15 protein-coding genes are annotated in these 18,242 nt (G+C 56.2%); 8 read left to right on the top strand and 7 right to left on the bottom strand.

Annotation, left to right across the window (positions count from 1 at the left end):
- The first annotated feature begins 55 nt into the window (after positions 1 to 55).
- The 4 genes from APH28_RS04435 (at position 56) to APH28_RS04420 (ending at position 7,178) form a co-directional block, all read left to right on the top strand.
- Positions 56 to 1,306 carry an efflux RND transporter periplasmic adaptor subunit gene (locus APH28_RS04435; RefSeq protein ID WP_012269854.1) on the top strand — a complete coding sequence of 417 codons (1,251 nt, stop codon included), beginning with the start codon at positions 56 to 58 and terminating at the stop codon, positions 1,304 to 1,306.
- Between the two features lie 24 nt (positions 1,307 to 1,330).
- Entirely contained in the window at positions 1,331 to 4,492 is a 3,162-nt protein-coding gene (locus tag APH28_RS04430; RefSeq protein ID WP_010951454.1) for a CusA/CzcA family heavy metal efflux RND transporter, read from the top strand.
- Between the two features lie 162 nt (positions 4,493 to 4,654).
- Entirely contained in the window at positions 4,655 to 4,978 is a 324-nt protein-coding gene (locus APH28_RS04425; RefSeq protein ID WP_003253432.1) for a DUF2790 domain-containing protein, read from the top strand.
- Positions 4,979 to 5,180: 202 nt separating this feature from the next.
- The gene (locus tag APH28_RS04420) at positions 5,181 to 7,178 is read left to right on the top strand and encodes a heavy metal translocating P-type ATPase (protein ID WP_010951452.1); all 1,998 of its coding nucleotides are present in this window, start codon (positions 5,181 to 5,183) and stop codon (positions 7,176 to 7,178) included.
- A gap of 92 nt (positions 7,179 to 7,270) precedes the next feature.
- On the opposite strand, the gene APH28_RS04415 is transcribed toward APH28_RS04420, so the two are convergent.
- The 4 genes from APH28_RS04415 to APH28_RS04400 all read right to left on the bottom strand — a co-directional run bounded on the left by APH28_RS04415 (position 7,271) and on the right by APH28_RS04400 (position 11,433).
- A complete protein-coding gene (locus APH28_RS04415) occupies positions 7,271 to 7,495 on the bottom strand; it encodes a hypothetical protein (RefSeq protein WP_010951451.1) in 225 nt (74 codons plus the stop codon).
- A gap of 127 nt (positions 7,496 to 7,622) precedes the next feature.
- Positions 7,623 to 8,648, bottom strand: a complete 1,026-nt coding sequence (locus APH28_RS04410) for a hypothetical protein (protein ID WP_011953109.1) — start codon at positions 8,646 to 8,648, stop codon at positions 7,623 to 7,625.
- Positions 8,649 to 8,946: 298 nt separating this feature from the next.
- Entirely contained in the window at positions 8,947 to 10,254 is a 1,308-nt protein-coding gene (locus APH28_RS04405; RefSeq protein ID WP_009395904.1) for an OprO/OprP family phosphate-selective porin, read from the bottom strand.
- A 210-nt stretch (positions 10,255 to 10,464) separates the two neighbouring features.
- The gene (locus APH28_RS04400; RefSeq protein ID WP_011953108.1) at positions 10,465 to 11,433 is read right to left on the bottom strand and encodes a LysR family transcriptional regulator; all 969 of its coding nucleotides are present in this window, start codon (positions 11,431 to 11,433) and stop codon (positions 10,465 to 10,467) included.
- Positions 11,434 to 11,690: 257 nt separating this feature from the next.
- Here APH28_RS04400 and APH28_RS27795 point away from each other — a divergent pair, with 257 nt between their 5' ends.
- The 3 genes from APH28_RS27795 to APH28_RS04390 are packed head-to-tail and all read left to right on the top strand — an operon-like array spanning position 11,691 to position 14,507.
- Positions 11,691 to 12,110 carry a GtrA family protein gene (locus APH28_RS27795; RefSeq protein ID WP_010951446.1) on the top strand — a complete coding sequence of 140 codons (420 nt, stop codon included), beginning with the start codon at positions 11,691 to 11,693 and terminating at the stop codon, positions 12,108 to 12,110.
- Entirely contained in the window at positions 12,076 to 13,059 is a 984-nt protein-coding gene (locus APH28_RS04395; protein ID WP_010951445.1) for a glycosyltransferase family 2 protein, read from the top strand. The genes APH28_RS27795 and APH28_RS04395 overlap by 35 nt, the downstream gene beginning before the upstream one ends.
- The gene (locus APH28_RS04390; protein ID WP_010951444.1) at positions 13,053 to 14,507 is read left to right on the top strand and encodes a phospholipid carrier-dependent glycosyltransferase; all 1,455 of its coding nucleotides are present in this window, start codon (positions 13,053 to 13,055) and stop codon (positions 14,505 to 14,507) included. Before APH28_RS04395 ends, APH28_RS04390 begins: the two co-directional genes overlap by 7 nt.
- 82 nt (positions 14,508 to 14,589) lie before the next feature.
- On the opposite strand, the gene APH28_RS04385 is transcribed toward APH28_RS04390, so the two are convergent.
- Positions 14,590 to 14,811 carry a hypothetical protein gene (locus APH28_RS04385; protein WP_010951443.1) on the bottom strand — a complete coding sequence of 74 codons (222 nt, stop codon included), beginning with the start codon at positions 14,809 to 14,811 and terminating at the stop codon, positions 14,590 to 14,592.
- A 266-nt stretch (positions 14,812 to 15,077) separates the two neighbouring features.
- Between APH28_RS04385 and APH28_RS04380 the strand changes: the two genes are divergently transcribed.
- Positions 15,078 to 15,665 carry a hypothetical protein gene (locus tag APH28_RS04380; RefSeq protein ID WP_010951442.1) on the top strand — a complete coding sequence of 196 codons (588 nt, stop codon included), beginning with the start codon at positions 15,078 to 15,080 and terminating at the stop codon, positions 15,663 to 15,665.
- Between the two features lie 57 nt (positions 15,666 to 15,722).
- Here the strand turns inward: APH28_RS04380 and APH28_RS04375 are convergent, their stop codons facing one another.
- Positions 15,723 to 17,141, bottom strand: coding sequence for a heavy metal sensor histidine kinase (locus APH28_RS04375; protein ID WP_011953107.1), 1,419 nt, complete (start codon positions 17,139 to 17,141; stop codon positions 15,723 to 15,725).
- Positions 17,138 to 17,812 carry a heavy metal response regulator transcription factor gene (locus APH28_RS04370; protein ID WP_003253457.1) on the bottom strand — a complete coding sequence of 225 codons (675 nt, stop codon included), beginning with the start codon at positions 17,810 to 17,812 and terminating at the stop codon, positions 17,138 to 17,140. The genes APH28_RS04375 and APH28_RS04370 overlap by 4 nt, the downstream gene beginning before the upstream one ends.
- Positions 17,813 to 18,242 lie beyond the last annotated feature (430 nt).

Here is an 18,242-nt window from a genome sequence, read left to right as displayed (position 1 = left end):
TTTCTTCGGCACACAGCCTTGAACAAGCCGGTGCCTACGATCAGCAGGAGTAGCAATGGATAACAAACGCAAGATCGCCCTCGCGGTAGCCGCTGTGGCAGCCCTCGGATTTGGCAGCCTTGCCTGGAACAACAGTTCCGGACAGCAGGCCGCCAGTACTGCCGAGCATGGCGCTAACGATGGCCATGGCGACGAAAAGAAAGCCGCATCTGCCGCCAAAGAGGAAGGTGATGAGGGCCATGGTGAAGAAGGCCACAGCGAAGAGGGCGGTGAAGAAGAGGGCAAGCTGACGCTCAGCGCTGAACAGATCAAGGCCGCTGGTGTTGCCCTGGAAGCTGCAGCGCCTCGTGACCTCGGTACCGTCGTGAGCTTCCCTGGCGAAATTCGCTTCGACGAAGATCGTACTGCCCACGTGGTTCCTCGTGTTCCTGGCGTTGTTGAGGCTGTCCAGGCCAACCTGGGCGAGACGGTCAAGAAAGGGCAAGTCCTCGCGGTAATCGCCAGCCAGCAGATCTCTGACCTGCGCAGCGAACAACAGGCCGCACAGCGTCGCGTCGAACTGGCGCGTGTGACCTTCGAACGTGAGAAGCAACTGTGGCAGGACAAGATCTCTGCAGAGCAAGACTACCTCCAAGCACGCCAAGCGCTGCAAGAAGCGGAGATCTCCTTGGCCAACGCCAAGCAGAAGGTCGGCGCAATCGGTGCCTCGGTTAACTCCGTTGGCGGTAATCGTTACGAGCTCCGCGCTCCCTTCGACGCCGTGGTAGTGGAGAAACACCTGACCGTCGGCGAAGTCGTCAGCGAGGCGACCAACGCCTTCATCCTTTCCGACCTGAATCAGGTCTGGGCGACCTTCGCAGTTCCGCCGACAGATCTGGGCAAGGTCACGACTGGCCGTGCAGTGAAAGTCTCTTCGCCTGACATGAACGTCGAGGTCGAAGGGAAGGTGGGTTATGTCGGCAGCCTGCTGGGCGAGCAAAACCGTGCAGCTACTGTCCGCGTCACCTTGACCAACCCCAACGGCGCCTGGCGTCCAGGCCTGTTCGTAAACATTGCGGTCACCTTCCAGACCGATCGAGTTGCCGTAGCGGTCCCTGAGCACGCTGTGCAGACCGTTGAAGACAAACCTTCGGTATTCGTACGCACCCCAGATGGCTTTGACACCCGCCCGGTAAAACTGGGTCGCCGCGACAATGGGTACGTGGAAATCATCGACGGTATTGAAGCCGGCGCCCAGGTAGCAACCAGTGGCAGCTTCACACTCAAGTCCGAGCTCGGCAAAGCTTCTGCCGAACACGGTCACTGATGCGAACTGACAGGATGATTTCTCATGTTTGAACGTATCATCAGATTCGCCATCGAGCAGCGCATCGTAGTAATGATCGCCGTTCTGATCATGGCGGGTATCGGTATCTACAGCTATCAAAAGCTGCCCATCGATGCGGTACCCGATATCACCAACGTCCAGGTGCAGATCAACACTGCAGCGCCTGGTTACTCGCCCTTGGAAACCGAACAACGGATCACGTTTCCAGTTGAAACGGCCATGGCCGGTCTCCCGGGCCTTCAGCAGACCCGTTCCCTGTCTCGCTCTGGCCTGTCTCAGGTCACCGTGATCTTCAAGGATGGCACTGACATCTTCTTTGCCCGCCAGTTGATCAACGAGCGGCTGCAGGTTGCGAAGGAACAGCTGCCAGAAGGTGTAGAGGCCGTCATGGGTCCGGTATCTACCGGCCTCGGCGAGATCTTCCTGTGGACTGTTGAAGCCGAAGATGGCGCGGTCAAAGAGGACGGTACGCCGTACACCCCGACCGACCTGCGCGTGATCCAGGACTGGATCATCAAGCCTCAGCTGCGTAACGTCCCGGGTGTGGCCGAGATCAATACCATCGGCGGTTATGCCAAGCAGTTCCTGGTTGCGCCGGATCCAAAGCGCCTGGCTACCTACAAGCTGACACTCAATGACCTGGTCGCAGCGTTGGAAAGTAACAACGCCAACGTCGGTGCCGGCTACATCGAGCGTAATGGTGAACAGTTGCTCATCCGTGCACCGGGTCAGGTAGGCAATATCGAAGACATCGCCAACATCGTGATCACCAGTGTGGATGGTGCACCGATTCGCATCAGCAGCGTTGCTGACGTCAGCATCGGTAAAGAGCTCCGTACAGGTGCTGCTACTGAGAACGGCCGCGAAGTCGTGCTCGGTACCGTGTTCATGCTGATTGGTGAAAACAGCCGCACCGTATCTCAAGCTGTCGCCGCCAAATTGGCGGACATCAACCGCACCCTGCCAAAGGGCGTGGTGGCTGTGACTGTTTACGACCGTACCAACCTGGTTGAAAAAGCCATCGCGACGGTGAAGAAGAACCTGGTGGAAGGCGCGATCCTGGTTATCGCCATTCTGTTCCTGTTCCTCGGCAACATCCGTGCGGCTCTGATCACCGCGATGGTGATTCCGCTGTCCATGCTGTTCACCTTCACAGGCATGTTCAACAACAAGGTCAGTGCCAACTTAATGAGTTTGGGGGCACTCGACTTCGGCATCATCGTCGACGGTGCCGTGGTTATTGTAGAAAACGCGATCCGTCGACTGGCTCATGCGCAACATAAGCATGGCCGCATGCTCACCAAAACCGAACGCTTCCACGAGGTCTTTGCCGCGGCGCGAGAAGCTCGCCGGCCGCTGATCTTCGGTCAGCTGATCATCATGGTGGTGTACCTGCCGATCTTCGCCCTCACCGGCGTCGAAGGCAAAATGTTCCACCCGATGGCCTTCACCGTTGTGATGGCGCTGCTGGGTGCAATGGTCCTGTCCGTTACCTTTGTTCCTGCAGCTATTGCCATGTTCGTCACTGGCAAGGTGAAGGAAGAGGAAGGCGTGGTCATGCGCACAGCTCGACTGCGCTATGAACCGGTTCTGCAATGGGTGCTGGGACATCGGAACATCGCTTTCTCGGCCGCAGTAGCCTTGGTCGTGCTCAGTGGTTTGCTGGCAAGTCGTATGGGTAGCGAGTTCATCCCAAGCCTCAGTGAGGGTGACTTTGCGATGCAGGCCATGCGTGTGCCTGGAACGAGCCTCACTCAATCTGTCGAGATGCAGCAGCGTCTGGAGAAAGCGGTGATTGCGCAGGTGCCTGAAGTTGAGCGGATGTTCGCACGCTCGGGTACCGCAGAAATTGCATCTGACCCGATGCCGCCGAACGCCTCTGACGCCTACATCATGCTCAAGCCTCAGGATCAGTGGCCTAACCCGAAGAAGCCTCGTGATGAGCTGATTGCTGAAGTGCAGAAGGCCGCAGCGGGTGTTCCAGGAAGCAACTACGAGTTGTCGCAGCCAATCCAACTGCGTTTCAACGAGCTGATTTCGGGCGTGCGTAGTGACGTCGCTGTGAAAGTCTTCGGCGATGACATGGACGTGCTCAACAACACCGCCAACAAGATCGCGGCAGCGCTCAAAGCGGTCCCGGGCTCATCGGAAGTGAAAGTTGAGCAGACATCCGGCCTGCCGGTGCTGACCATCAACATTGACCGCGAAAAAGCAGCACGCTACGGCCTGAACATCGCGGATGTTCAGAACTCGATCGCTATCGCCGTGGGTGGCCGTCAGGCCGGCACGCTGTATGAGGGCGACCGTCGGTTCGACATGGTAGTACGCCTACCAGAGACCGTTCGCACCGACGTAGCGGGTATGTCCAGCTTGCTGATCCCGGTACCTGCCAATGCGGCACAGGGTGCCAATCAGATCGGCTTCATCCCGCTGTCCCAGGTCGCCAATCTGGACCTGCAACTGGGCCCGAACCAAATCAGCCGCGAGAACGGCAAACGTCTGGTTATCGTCAGCGCCAACGTTCGAGGCCGCGATCTGGGGTCCTTCGTTGAGGAGGCGACCGCATCGCTGGACAAGAAGGTGCAAATCCCTGCGGGCTACTGGACGACTTGGGGGGGCCAGTTCGAGCAGCTGCAGTCGGCTGCCAAACGCCTGCAGATCGTTGTTCCAGTCGCCTTGCTGCTGGTCATGACCTTGTTGTTCCTGATGTTCAACAACCTGAAGGACGGCATGCTGGTCTTCACCGGTATTCCATTCGCACTCACCGGTGGTGTTGTGGCGTTGTGGCTGCGGGACATCCCACTGTCGATCTCGGCAGGTGTCGGCTTCATTGCACTGTCCGGCGTTGCAGTACTGAACGGCCTGGTGATGATTGCCTTCATCCGCGGGCTAAGGGAGGAGGGACGAACGCTCAGACAGGCAGTCGATGAAGGTGCATTGACCCGTCTGCGACCTGTTCTGATGACAGCCTTGGTAGCGTCCCTGGGCTTCATCCCGATGGCTTTGGCCACCGGCACCGGTGCCGAAGTTCAGCGGCCATTGGCGACGGTGGTGATTGGCGGGATCCTGTCCTCCACCGCACTGACCTTGCTGGTACTGCCTGCCCTGTATCACTGGGCACACCGCAAGGATGAAGACGGCGACGAGGCCGAAGTGGTTAGCTAACAGCCTCCGCTAAAGAGAAGCCCACAACACGTGTTGTGGGCTTTTTTGTTTAAAGTGAAGTAGATGCACTTACCTTTCAAAATTGTAAGTTTCTCGTCATGCCGGTGATGCCTATGCATTGCTAAGGTTACGCCCGAGAAGTTTTGAAATTGAGAGGGTTTTATGAAAAAGCTAATTATCGCTGCTGCACTTGTTGTTTTCTCGGTGGCTTCGCAGGCCAACACTTTCTCCGAGAGCAAGCAGCTTCAATACACCAAGGAACACCAGACCGCAGTGGCCAAGTACGCGGAGAAAAATGGCAAGCCAATGCCAGAGATTCAGGATTACAAATATGGCATGAAGATAGACGTTGCGAAATTCGTACGTCAGTCGCAGGACCCCCGTACCTGCCAGGTCTATCCACGGTTGATGACCTTCGAGGACTCCCAGGGCACGCTCAAGACTGTTCGTTACTCGATGTATTCGCAATGCATCAACAACAAGTAGTAAACGATTTGAACAGAACAATTAGAGAATTCATAAATGCCAGGCAGTGCCTGGCATTTTTTATTACGCCCGATACCCCATAGCTTCGAAATGTTAACGCCTGGGCTCGGGCAAACCGTGCAATAGATCTTAGCCAACCAACAGAGACGGCTCCCCAACTGCAGAGGGCAATTGGAAGCCTTGACCCCAGAAGGGACGAGTTATGAAGAGTTTGCTTGAACGCCCTGATGACCAAGCCGGGCATGAAGGTCATAGCCATGAGCATGGCGGCATTTTTGGAATGAACACAGAGCTGATTTTCGCGCTGATCTGTGGTGCTCTCCTGGGTGCCGGAGCTCTCGCAGGAAAACTTGGCCTGATTGATCGTCTGCCTCTGATTCTGTACGTGTCGGCCTACGTGTTCGGTGGATGGTTCACCACTAAGGAAGCGGTTACCAACATCCGTCAGAAACGCTTCGAGATCGACTCGCTGATGCTTCTCGCCGCAGTCGGTGCCGCGAGCATCGGCGCCTGGGCGGAGGGGGCTCTGCTGCTGTTCCTGTTCAGTCTGGGGCATTCCCTTGAAAGCTACGCGATGGGGCGGGCCAAGAAAGCGATTGAGGCACTGTCCAAGCTCGCACCAGCCACCGCGATCGTACGCAGAGCAAATGGCACGGTGGAGATGCCCGTGGAGCTGCTGGTTCCCGGTGACGTTGTCATCGTGCGCCCCAATGACCGCCTGCCGGCCGATGGTTTTGTAGTCGTAGGCTCCTCAAGTATCAACCAGGCGCCAGTAACCGGTGAGAGCGTCCCCGTGGACAAGCAACCTGTTCCTGATGCCGAACTCGCACGCAGCAAGCCAGATGCAGTGGATGCAGCCTCGAAAGTCTTCGCCGGTACCATCAATGGCGAAACGCTCATCGAGGTTGAGGTAACCCGGCGCTCTACGGAGAGTACCTTGGCGCGGGTCATCAAGATGGTCAGTGAAGCCGAAGTCAGGAAGTCACCGACCCAGCGATTCACGGACCGCTTCCAACGCATATTCGTCCCGTTGGTTTTACTGCTGGTAGTCGGGCTGCTATTTGCCGGCATTTTCCTTGACGAGCCGTTCCGTGACTCGTTCTACCGGGCGATGGCCGTACTGGTTGCAGCCAGCCCCTGCGCGCTCGCGATCGCTACACCAAGCGCCATTCTCTCTGGCATCGCCAGGGCAGCCCGAGGTGGCGTGCTGATCAAGGGCGGTGCGCCACTTGAAGAGCTTGGATCATTGAATGCCATGGCATTCGACAAGACCGGTACCCTGACCGAAGGGCGCCCACGTATCACCGATGTAATACCCATAGGCGGCACGCAGATCGAGGATCTGCTAAACGTCGCCATCGCTGTGGAGTCGATGAGCGACCATCCGCTGGCTGCGGCAATTGTGCGTGACGGTGAAGAGATGATTGGCACACGGCGCCGATTCCAAGCCAAGAACATGAGCAACATGATTGGCCGCGGCGTGCGTGCTGAGCTTGATGGGCAGTTCGTCTGGATTGGCAAGGTCGAGATGTTCGGTACCAATGGTATTCCCGCACTCAGCAAGGCAGCCCTGGAGGCTGCGGAGCGTCTACGTCAGTCAGGCCGTACCACCATGGTGGTACGGCGTGCTGACAAGGATCTGGGCGCTATCGGGCTATTGGACACACCCCGGGAGGGGGCCAAAGAGGCACTCCAGAAGCTTAGAGAGATGGGCATCGAACGCATGGTCATGATTTCTGGAGACCACAACCGCGTTGCAGAGGCTGTAGCCAAACAAGTTGGCTTAGATGAAGCGTGGGGAGACCTGATGCCGGAAGACAAGGTCAAGGCCATCAAAAACCTGCGCCTTAGCGCCAAGGTGGCCATGGTGGGTGACGGCGTCAATGATGCCCCTGCCATGGCCAGTTCGAGCGTTGGTATCGCAATGGGGGCTGCTGGATCTGATGTTGCCCTGGAAACGGCTGATATCGCGCTTATGGCTGACGACATCAGGCAACTCCCATTTGCGGTGGGGCTGAGCCGTCACACGCGATCGATCATCCACCAGAATCTGTTCGTCAGCTTGGGGATTGTGGCCATCCTGGTTCCGTCCACCATCATGGGCTTGAGCATTGGTGCCGCTGTTGCGATCCATGAGGGCTCCACACTGTTGGTCGTCTTCAACGCCTTGCGCCTGTTGGCCTACCGCAGAAGCACCTGATCCCTGAGCTTCAATCATGAAGCTAAGCAGGGAAATGACCTGAAGTAGAAGTACGGGTCGTGCGCGATCAGCGCACGACCCGTACTTTTCTCTCACTCGTCGATCCCGATGCGCTTGAGGCTTTCAAGGGCCTTTCCGCACTCAGGTGAGCCATGCCGTAAGCCGCAGGCCAATGCAGCTTTGAGGCTCATGACACCGGCTACGAAACCGACTTGATTGCCGACTCCGTGTCCGTCCGCAAATCCCTGATCATACGCAATCTCGACAAGCGCATTGATCGCCGCCAGGGTGTCCTGTTTGTTTTTACTCTTTTGCATATCTACTCCGCGAGCATTCAGCTCATATCGCTCGGTTAGGTGGCGGCGCCTTCAGGTTTGGGGTGAGCGAATCCCGCTCCCATAGCCAATCCCTAACGGGGGGCTCAGCCCGCCACCGTAAGGAAAATCAGCTATTGAGAGCAGATGACTCGTTTTGGTCACCCGTGCTGCTCGCCTCACCGCATTGGCACTGAGTGGGTACATCCGGGTAGTCGCTGTGATTCTCAATGAACAGCGTTCGGCAGGTTTCGCACCCATAGATCCGGGGCAGGGATTTAAGGCCGCTCGGAAGCACGTCACTCAGAGGCTCGTTATGCCAAGGAGCCCCGTCAAGGATTCTTGAACGCAGGATGTTTCCCAGGCGCCAGGTGTCACTTTGTGCGCGCCAGGACCACATCGGCGCAGAAAGCGAATACTGGATGAAGGTCTCTTGTGACTGCCTGGATAGCGGGTACTTGGGGCGGGTCCAGCCGGAATCGATGATGCTGAACCCCATGCCCATTTCTGCGCTCGGGTGGGTCTTTTCACCAAAGAAACGGTCATGCGTCGCTGGAGCCGTCGCATGATGGTCAGTCGGTGGGAATACCCACAGATAACACTCATCCCGGTTGACCATGCTGATGAGCTCGCTTGGCCCCCGCATGGGGGAATTTGCAGCCAGGGCGAAGCGATCCTTCCACGACATTTTGGGAGGCGGCGCAATACCAGCAGCGATGGCCAACGTGGCAGTCTTGGGGACGAAGCGATCGCCTAGCTCGTTCAGATCCAGGTTCTTGCAGAGAGCCTTGAAGGCCTTTTTGCGAGTCTTCGAGCTGAAGGAGGGGTCAAGGAGCAGGCGAACCTGGTTCACGCCGATTCCCGCAGTTCGTAGCACCTCAATGACTTCTTCAGCCACACCGACTGCTTGAAGATCGGTCAATCCTAAGCACGTTTTCGCCCGCTCGACCGCCGCGTAGAGGTTGTACTGCCGTGTCTCGTTGTCACGACAGACCTGAATTGGCAGCTTGTCTTGGATGGCAACTTGCGGTGCAACGGAGCCGATGGCCGCGTGGAACAGCTGGTGGAGGTGCAGATGAGAGTACGGGCGGCCAGAAGCCGAGAACGAGGCGTGCAGCTGAGCAGCGAGAGGTTGAAGCAGCTTTTTTGCAGACATGACTATCCCCTAATGAGCGACGTTGGGGTAGCTGCGCTTGTAGGGCCGTTAGACGCGAAGCTGGACGTCGAATCAGGTTCAATCATGAATAGGAGTCAGGTTTGATTTGCTTGCACGGCCACCATGCAAAGCCCGACGCGGCAATCACATCAGATTCGCCGAGCTTTGGCAAGAGCGGTCATCGGTAAGCGAAAGCAGGTAGGAGGAGGGCGCTCCATGCTTGATCACCTCCAGAAACAGGAAAGCCGGAAGCACGTTGAGCGCTTCCGGCTTTCTCACGTCAGACTGATGAGAGGGATCAGAAGACGTATTGCAGGCGGGTCACGATGGCATTGCCGCTGTCGTCGCCCACGGTGTTCTCGTTGTTGTCGGTGCGCACGTTGATGTAGTTGGCACTGACTTTCACCGCCTCGTTGACGTACCAGTTCACACCCACCGTGTGGCTCTTGGCCTTGCGCTCGTTCGATTGGTCCGCCGCGGTGACCAGGTTGCCGTCTTCGACCTTGATATCGTCAAAGCGGTAGAAGACTTCCCAGGCCCCCAGTTCCTTGTTCTCTGGTTTGATAGTGTCGAACTTGGCACCATCGAGCTTGTAGATACGCGGCTCGCCGGTCAGGGTGTAAGCCATCTGGGCGTAGTAACCGGAGGCCTTCATGTCGTTGTTGGCCTGGTCAGCTTTCAGCTTGCGGCGAAGGTATTCCGCTTGAACCGAGAACGGGCCGGTGGCCCAGGCACCTTCGAGACCCCAGACCGAGTCGTCCTTCCACAGGCCATCTTGTGCAGCAGCACCGCCAAACAGCATGCGGTTGCCGTTGGTGCCGGCATCGCCGCCGCCATTGGTATCTACACCGCGGACGCCCAGACGCGAACGAATCCGGGTATCGACCGCACTGTTTTTGAGGTCGCGGTAAGCGTACTGAGCACCGACGTGCAGGACGTTGCCATCACTGTGCAGCGGTGCGAACACGCCACGTACGTTGTAGCGCTTGGTGCTGTCGCCATCCGAGTTGTTATTGGTTTCGCTGAAAACGCTACCGGAAACATAAGCCATGTCAGCGATGGTGCTGGTGGCTTGAACACCCATGCCGGCGTTGTCGTTGATCCAGTCCGCCAGGTCGTACGAGAGGTTCCGCTCCATGGCGGTGGTCCACTTCGAACTGGTGGCTTTCTCAAGACCGAAGTCGGTGTAGAAACGGCCAAAGCGCAGTTGCACCGGCTTGAAACCCGTGTAGGTCAGGCTGGCTTCGTCGAAGTAGCCGTCGGAGTCGTTGCCCGTGTTGCGGGAAAGGTCGTAGTTGAGCTGATACTTCCAGTCGCGGTACAGCACGCCACCGAGCTCAAGGTAGGCGCGACGGAAGTAGCCTGCGTCAGCGGTATCGCCATTCTTGGTGAAGACACCATCGAAACGGCCGTAGTCGGCCTGAACTCGGCCGCCCAGTTTGAAACTGAATTCCTTGTCAGAAGTCGATACTTCAAGACCGCCCTTGGTCTTCAGAACGATGTCAGCTCCGTCAGTGGTTACTGTTCCGGAGAATGCTTGCGAGGAAAATGTGCCTATTATTGCGGCAGCCAACAGCTTTTCCCGCATGTTCGAAGAACGGATCATTGCTTGCCTCTCGTATGTTAAGTGCTTAGCTACCGACGTTATATTTCGCCCTGCGCCGGCCTAAATTTATCTTGCAGATGGGAGCAGGCCACGGTTGTCACCCGCTGTAACAAGATGCCTTTGTTCTAAGCACTCTGACTAGGTTGCAAGCGAATATGACAGTTGTGTTTCTGTAGTGTTAACGGAGGAGTTTGAAACCTAACAAAACTGTTACCGAACAAGCCAGTCCTTCTTATCAAAGAAGCTCTTCTTGATCAATCTTCGAATTTCCAAAACCTGCGGATTGCGGACAAGCTTCGTTTTGATAACAAGATAGACATCTTTCTCCTCCAGGTCGTCCAGGAAACCCGGCACGGGTAGGATATTTCTCTCCAGTTTTCGGCTGTAGTCGGGCAGCACTCCAATACACGCACCGCCAACGACAAGGCCTCGTGATAGGTTGTAGCTCTTGACCCGAGTGGTACCGCCCTGATGCTCAGCCATTATCGATGCCCACTTTCGTGAGCCCGCCAAGATCTCTTCATCCCAAGGGACAACGAGCATGAAGTTGTGCAAATCCAAGCTCTCCACTGGAAGGGTGACGCTTCTTGAATAGCGGCTGGAAATGAACAGGGCGTGCCCAATCCGGCCAAGCCTTTCAAACCTATACGTAGGATGGCGATCAAGCGCGCCTTTATCATCTGGGCTCACCAAAGCGATACCCACATCGACTTCACACTCAGAAAGCATCTGCGTTGTGCATTCTGAATGGATTTCCAGCTGCATTTCGGCATGATCACGCACGTAGGCGACTAGATCGCGGTTTACGATGTCGTTCAGCACTGGCTCTGTGATCGCGATGGTAAGCCTGGGGACTTCCTTTTCACCGGACTTGCCAAGGCCGTCTGGGCCGAAGAGCTGGCACAGGTAATGGCTGACCCTCTCGCCTGTGCGGGTCAGGGCAAGCTTGTTGTGTTTGTAGACAAACACGGGAGCACCAATGTGCTCTTCCAGTTTCTCCAAGCGTTTCCGCAGGCCTACCACTGGCACATTGAGCCCTCGGGCAGCCTGTTTGAAACTGGCACAACGTGCTGTTGCGAAAAACTCTACGGCCAGCTGATCATCAATTGGCAAATCATCCAATATGTCAGGGCTGTAAGGAACAACGCTGCTTGTATATGTTTCATTTTGTGTAACCATTAGGTCCCCCTTAATTCGGGGAATCTATCTCAATGCCACCCGGTGTTTCCTTATCTTGTCAACATTGTAATCCACGGGTCATGCATGCGTTATCGGAAGGCTTTTATTTCGAAAGCGTAATTTTCAGGCAATCCCTCTGATATTGTAGCGTGCTAGCCTAGTGCGCCGACTTGTTACTTACCATATATAGATTCGGCTAATTACGCATTTACATTTAGTTCACTATTTTTTCACCTTTGCCTCCATAGGCTTTGGGCATGGAAAATCAAACCCCACCTCTTACTACCTTACTGATTCGTTATCTGGGGATCGGCTTCATAGCAACGGGAGTCCATTATGCGGTGTTCCTATTGCTGGTTACGACAGAATTCGTTACTCCGTTACTGGCCAGTATCTGTGGCGGCATGGTTGGCGCAATCGCGAGCTTCATTGGAAATAGGGCGCTCTGTTTTGTGGCAGATGGCTCTCGTAAGTTTCAGCCTGTCAGGTTTGCACTGGTCGCGTTAACCACAAACTTCGGCAATGGCGTGGGTATGTGGTTCCTCATCAAGTCGAATCTGTCACCGCTCATCTCCCAAGTCGTAGTGACCTTAAGCCTCACTGCACTTGGATTCATTGCACATCGTTTTTGGACATTCAATCATGCAGACATTACATCGCTTTCCCGAGCGCCCTGATCCCTTGTTAACCATCGTGGTCCCTTGCTTCCAGGAAGAGGAAACCATCCCCGAGTTCCACCAGCGAATCACCCGCGTGGTGAAGCGCTTACCCGTCTCCTGCGAAATCCTCTATGTCGACGACGGCAGTAATGACCGGACGGCCGACATTCTTCGCCACTATCAGGATGGGTCATCTGTACGTTGCCTGTCCCTGAGTCGCAACTTCGGCAAAGAGGCTGCACTGAGCGCCGGGATAGACCATGCCCGTGGCAGTGCGCTGATCTTCATTGATGTCGACCTGCAGGATCCACCAGAGCTCATCGCGGCCATGGTGGACTACTGGCAACGCGGCTACGACGTGGTGAACATGCAGCGCAACCTGAGAATCGGTGATTCGTGGTTCAAGCGCATGAGTGCCCGGGCTTACTACTGGGTCATGCAGCGCCTGGTGGAGAAGGTGGACATGCCGGCCGATGTCAGCGATTTCCGATTGATTGGGCCTGCGCCGCTGGCAGCCCTGCGGGCCCTGGATGAACGCTCCAGGATTCTCAAAGGCATGATCGGCTGGGTAGGCTTTCGTACCATCGAACTCCCCTACAATCGCACTGTTCGCCATGCCGGGAGCACCAAATGGAATGCAGCTGGCCTGTTCAATCTGGCCATCGAGAGCATCGTCAGCTTCTCTCGCAAACCACTGCGCATTTTCAGCCTCATCAGTTTCGGTCTTTTCGTCTCCAGCATCTGCTACATGCTTGCGTCGCTTGTGGCAGGCAGTTTCGACATCCATCACCTGATCGTCGGAATGGCTTCATTCATGTGCGTCGGTGTCGCCATGGTGGGGGAGTACCTGGGCGTGACACTCGCGGAAGTGAAGCGCCGGCCTCTCTATTTCCTGAAGCACAGCAACAAGGCAGATCCCGTGTCACTCCACCCTTCGATGGCTTCGATCGAGGGTAAGAAATGCTGAACCTGAAGAACGAGAGGACGCTGTGGTGGGTCCTGGGTTCGATTTTGCTATTGCGTTTGGTGGGGCTGGGCATCTACCCGCTGATGGACACATCTGAGGCCCGTTACGCTGAAATGGCTCGCAAGATGGTCGAGTTGAATGACTGGATCACGCCCATGTTCGACTACGGGGTACCGTTCTGGGGCAAGCCTCCGTTGTCCTTCTGGACCCAGGCCGCGAGCATGACGGTCTTCGGCGTTAACGAGTTCGCTGCGCGCTTCCCAGCGTGGCTACTCCACCTGGCAAGCTGTTTCATCATCATCAAACTCGGCACGCAGCAGATTTCTCGTAACGCCGGCATCTGGGCTGCCATTATTTTTTCCAGCACCACACTTGGCCTGGTCTCCAGCGGTGTTGTGCTGACTGACCCTGTTTTGTCGTTCTCGATTCTGCTGGCCAGCTACGGTTTCTGGCGTTGGATGAAGTGCGCCAGCAAGGCGGATGCCTACCTGATGTTCGCAGGTCTCGGGCTGGGCTTGCTTGCCAAAGGGCCGCTGACCCTGGTGCTTATGGGGGCGCCGGCATTCGCCTGGTTCGTTATCTACAAGGAATGGGGACGGGTACTGAGGCTTCCCTGGATTAGCGGCCTTGTACTCATGTTCGGTATATCCGTGCCATGGTATGTCGCGGCCGAGATGAAAACGCCCGGCTTCATGGAGTACTTCTTCGTTGGTGAGCACTGGAGCCGCTACGTCGTCAGTAACTGGGCAGGGGACCTCTATGGTAGTGCTCATGCCAAGCCGTACGGCAGCATCTGGATCCAGCTCGGATTGTCGCTACTGCCATGGGCCTTGTTTCTACCACTGTTGATCCGCAAGCGTGGATCGATGCAGCGCTTCAAAGCCTACCTCTGGCTGTGGGCCTTGGCGACACCGGTCTTCTTCACATTTGCAGGCAACATTCTGTGGACCTACCTGCTACCCGCGCTGCCAGCGTGGGCATTGCTGCTGTCTGCACGGGTCAGCGAAGTTGGCCCGAAGACCACCTGGGCTGCCGCTGCGAGCGCATTGGTGTTGCCAATCATCGGTGCGGGCATCATCTACGCCGGGGTACTAGAGGAGCGCCCTCAGAATCAGCGGGATGTGGTTCAAGCCTGGCTCAATGTGCAGTCTGCTCATTCCGCTCCCCTGATCTATCCTGGCCGCCGCTCATACTCGTCGGAGTTTTACAGCAGCGGGAAGTCCGAGAACATCAAGGATCCTGCCAAGTGGCCGCGGGATGGCTCGTTCTATCTGTCCAGGCGCTTGCGAGACAGCAAGGATGGTCTGCCCGCTGATCTAGCTTGCACATCGATCACCGAAGCGAACGCCAGCCAGCTCCTGCTGTGCCATTGGAAACGCCCCGCACAAGGTGCCGAGGGTCTGGCCGGAGAAAGCAATGCGGAAACGCCTCGCAAGAACGAAGGCTAAATTCCAAGCACAAAAAAGCCAGGTTTTACCCTGGCTTTTTTGTCGATTTCTTTCGTCATTTGAAGTCCTATTTAACCGCCGATTAATTGTCGGCTTGTTCCTTACCATCCTTGCTTTCTTTCTTTTGCTCTTGAGCGACTTGTTGTTTGTTCTGGTCCGAAGAGTCATCGCTCCATAGGCGAGCCTGTTCGGTTCGGAAGTTCTCGTTGAACTGTTTCGTTCGCTCGAAGCCGCCTTCAGCGTAAGCGGTACCCATGAGACCCAGCAGCAGGCTGCCAATAGCGATAGATTTGACAAATTTCATTGTGAACCTCGGTTCATACTAGGCCAACCTGATTAGCGGCCTTTGTTGGTTTGTAGTTTAGGAACGCGAAGCTAACGACAAGGTGAGTCAATAATTACAATTCCGTAATTTTGGCTGCAGATAGGATGCGTTAAATCTTCAAATCTGGAAGGATCATGTCTATCTCGGCACTGTCGAGGGCGACTTCGAATTTTCTCTTAAATTACAATTTTGATATCTAGCGCGTTAATTCAGCGCGGCGTTGTTGGCCGCCCTAGGAGATAGCCATGAATGACATAGAGCCCTGGGCAGTTGCTATCGGTGACTTTCGCCGCTGCACTGAAAAACTCACTGTCCAGCTCGATGAGCTGACCTCGCAGACGCGCACCTCCAGCGCTGTTCTGGAGAGGTCGAACGAACTGGTGGAGCAGGTGGACGCTGTCGGCCGGCAGATTCAGGAGGAGGTGCGAAAGGCGGAGAAGGCTTGGTCGAACGCGGAGGAGGTTGCCTTGCGCGCCGCTGCATCAGCGTATTCAGCTGCATGCCGCGGAGTCGACACCGCCATCCAGCCACTGATCTCGGAGCTTACAGCAGCGACAAAGGCGGCGGACGCCTCTATCCAGGAGCTCAAGCGGGCACCGGTGCTGGCCAAGCGTTATGTGATGGTGGTCGCCACGGCGTTCTTCATTCTGGCGCTGATCTGTGTCTACTCGACCATGCGCCTGATCGATGCCGCCGGCAGCGTAAGTGCTCAAGAGAAAGTGAATGCTCAGTACTTCTCACACCTGTGGAAAAACGCCAATCCTGACGAACAGAAGATTATTAAGTCGGTGATTCTGCGGTCGCCCATGGACCCTGTGGTCCTTCGGCACTGATGCATTGAGGCAAACAAAAGGCCCGTCGATTGACGGGCCTAATCGTGTCTGCGCAATTTAAGCGGCGGTCATTGCCGGCTGCATTTGCTGGGCTTCCGGAAAGTGAAGGTGGAACCAGGTGAAGTTTTCTTCGGTCACCTCCACGCTCGCCGATCCCTGGTGCAGACTCATGATCGACTGCACAATGGCCAAGCCAAGACCGGTACCGCCTTCGCTCCGTGCTCGGCTCTTGTCCACACGGTAGAACCGCTCAAACAAGTGCGCGTGGTGTTCCTTGGCAATACCACGGCCGGGGTTGCCGACACTCAACGTCGTACCGCTCGCACTATGCTGCACCTTAACGTAGACCGTGCGGCCGCGAGGGCAGTAACGGATCGCGTTCGAGACCAGATTCGAGACGGCACGTTGAACCATCAGGCGATTCCCGCGCACCACGTCATCACTGCCGGAGATCTGCAGCTGAATCTCGCCTTCTTCTGCTGAAATGCTGAAGAGCTCGCACACTCGCTGAACCTCGTCGACCAAGGAGACGGATTCGAACTCCACCATTGATGCTGGATGACTGACCTGGGCCAAGAACAGCATGTCGGAAACCATGCGGCTCATGCGGTCCAGCTCTTCTGTGCACGACTCCAGAACCTCCCGGTACTCGGAAAGCGATCGTTCTCTGGTCAAGGCAACCTGGGCCTTGCCCATCAGGTTGGAAAGCGGTGCTCGAAGTTCGTGAGCAAGGTCGTCAGAAAACTGCGAGAGCTGCTGAACCCCATCATCCAGGCGAGCCAGCATGATGTTGATGCCGTCGGCGAGCATTTTGAGTTCTGCCGGCATCCCATCAGTTGGAAGGCGATGGTCGAGGCTCTCGGTTGAGATTTTCGAGGCGATCTTGAGGAACTTGGTCAGTGGTAGCAGGCCTCTGCGCACAGTCCACCAGCCAATGGCCAAGATCAGTGCGAGGATGACGGGGGACATCATCAAGGCCCAGGTCAGCAACGCATCGAGCAGCGCCTCACTGGATGACTGGTCCATGGTCATATAGACGCTGACCTCTGTTCCATCGCCCAAACGCATGATTCGAGAAGCACTCAGCAGAGGACGGTCCTGCGTATCACGCCATTCGTGCTCTTTGGGCTGGGCCGCCGGCTGAAACTTGTGCACCTCCAGATTGACCTGTTTCGAGCCAATCGAGAGCAGGGGAGTCTGATTCTGTGAGGTATCGAATATGCTCACATACAGGTTGTTGTGGCCCATGACCAAATCGACAAGCTGATGCGCATCCGCGTTGACGCCGGAGATGTCCGGGATGGTGGACAGGTTGTGAGCCATCCCCGCCATCTTTACTTCCAGGTCTGCTCTGGCATTTCTTTCCAGAGCCTTGCCTACCATCAGATAGCCAAAGGTGGCGAACAGAAGCAGCAACGCTGCGCTCATCAACCCAACTTTTAACCCCAGCTTTGCAGCCAGGCTGAATGGCCTCATGCGCGTTCCTCAAAAACGTACCCAACGCCACGAAGCGTGTGAATGAGCTTGGTTTCAAACGGGTCATCGATCTTCGAGCGCAAGCGCCGGATGGCTACATCGATGACATTGGTGTCGCAATCGAAATTCATATCCCAGACCAACGAGATGATCTGAGAGCGAGTCAGCGCTTCGCCCGTTCGGCTCATGAGCAGGTGCAGAAGCGCAAATTCCTTGGTGGTGAGATCGATGCGTGTGCCACCGCGGAAGACGCGATGGCGGACGGAGTCGAGTTCCAGATCGGCAATTTTCAGCGAGCTCTTCTCGACTAACTCATCACCACGGCGTTGCAGCGAACGGATGCGAGCAAGCAGCTCAGGGAATTCGAATGGCTTCACAAGGTAGTCATCCGCGCCGCCGTCCAAGCCCTTGAGCTTGTCATTGATGCGTCCGCGGGCGGTCAGCATGATGATGCGGACCCGGCTGGTCTTACGGATGGTTTCCAGCAGGTCCCAGCCGTCGATACCCGGGAGGTTCACGTCCAGGAGGACCAACGAATAGACATTAGTGTTGAACAAGTGCAGAGCATCTACACCGTTGTGCACGATATCTACGACATACCCGCTTTCGGATAGGCCCTGCTGAAGATATTCGGCAGTTTTAATTTCGTCTTCCACAACTAGAACGCGCATAACTTATCTCAAGGTGTGAGGAAGGAGTTGGCCTAATCCGCCAAGATTATGGTTGCAGGCTGTTCGAAAGTTTGGCTGAGGGTATGGCATGTGGTAGTCGCTACCTCTGTCCATACGCCGGGTCACCTGAGGACGCTTGAATCTTAACGCGAAGAAGCTGGCCGCGGCGAAATCCTACAAATTTGTAATGTAGCCGCAAGATTTCTGACAGTCATGCAGGCTCCACCCCTAAGCATAGCGGATTCTGGGGCCTGCGGCGGTGTATGACAGATTCGCCTGGCAGGTGGAATCGGCCAGGACAGGCAGCATTTCGGTCGTTAGCTTGCAAGGACTGGTACTGGCCTTGGATCGAGGGCGCCACGCAGGCAGACCCCATGCACGGCCGCAAACCGCAGCGCCTTTCTGCAAATTAGTTCACGTGGCGGCTCGA

Origin of the sequence: Pseudomonas sp. NBRC 111124, assembly GCF_001320245.1 — a bacterium.
Lineage (GTDB): Bacteria > Pseudomonadota > Gammaproteobacteria > Pseudomonadales > Pseudomonadaceae > Aquipseudomonas.
This window is presented reverse-complemented; position numbering and strand designations above follow the sequence as displayed.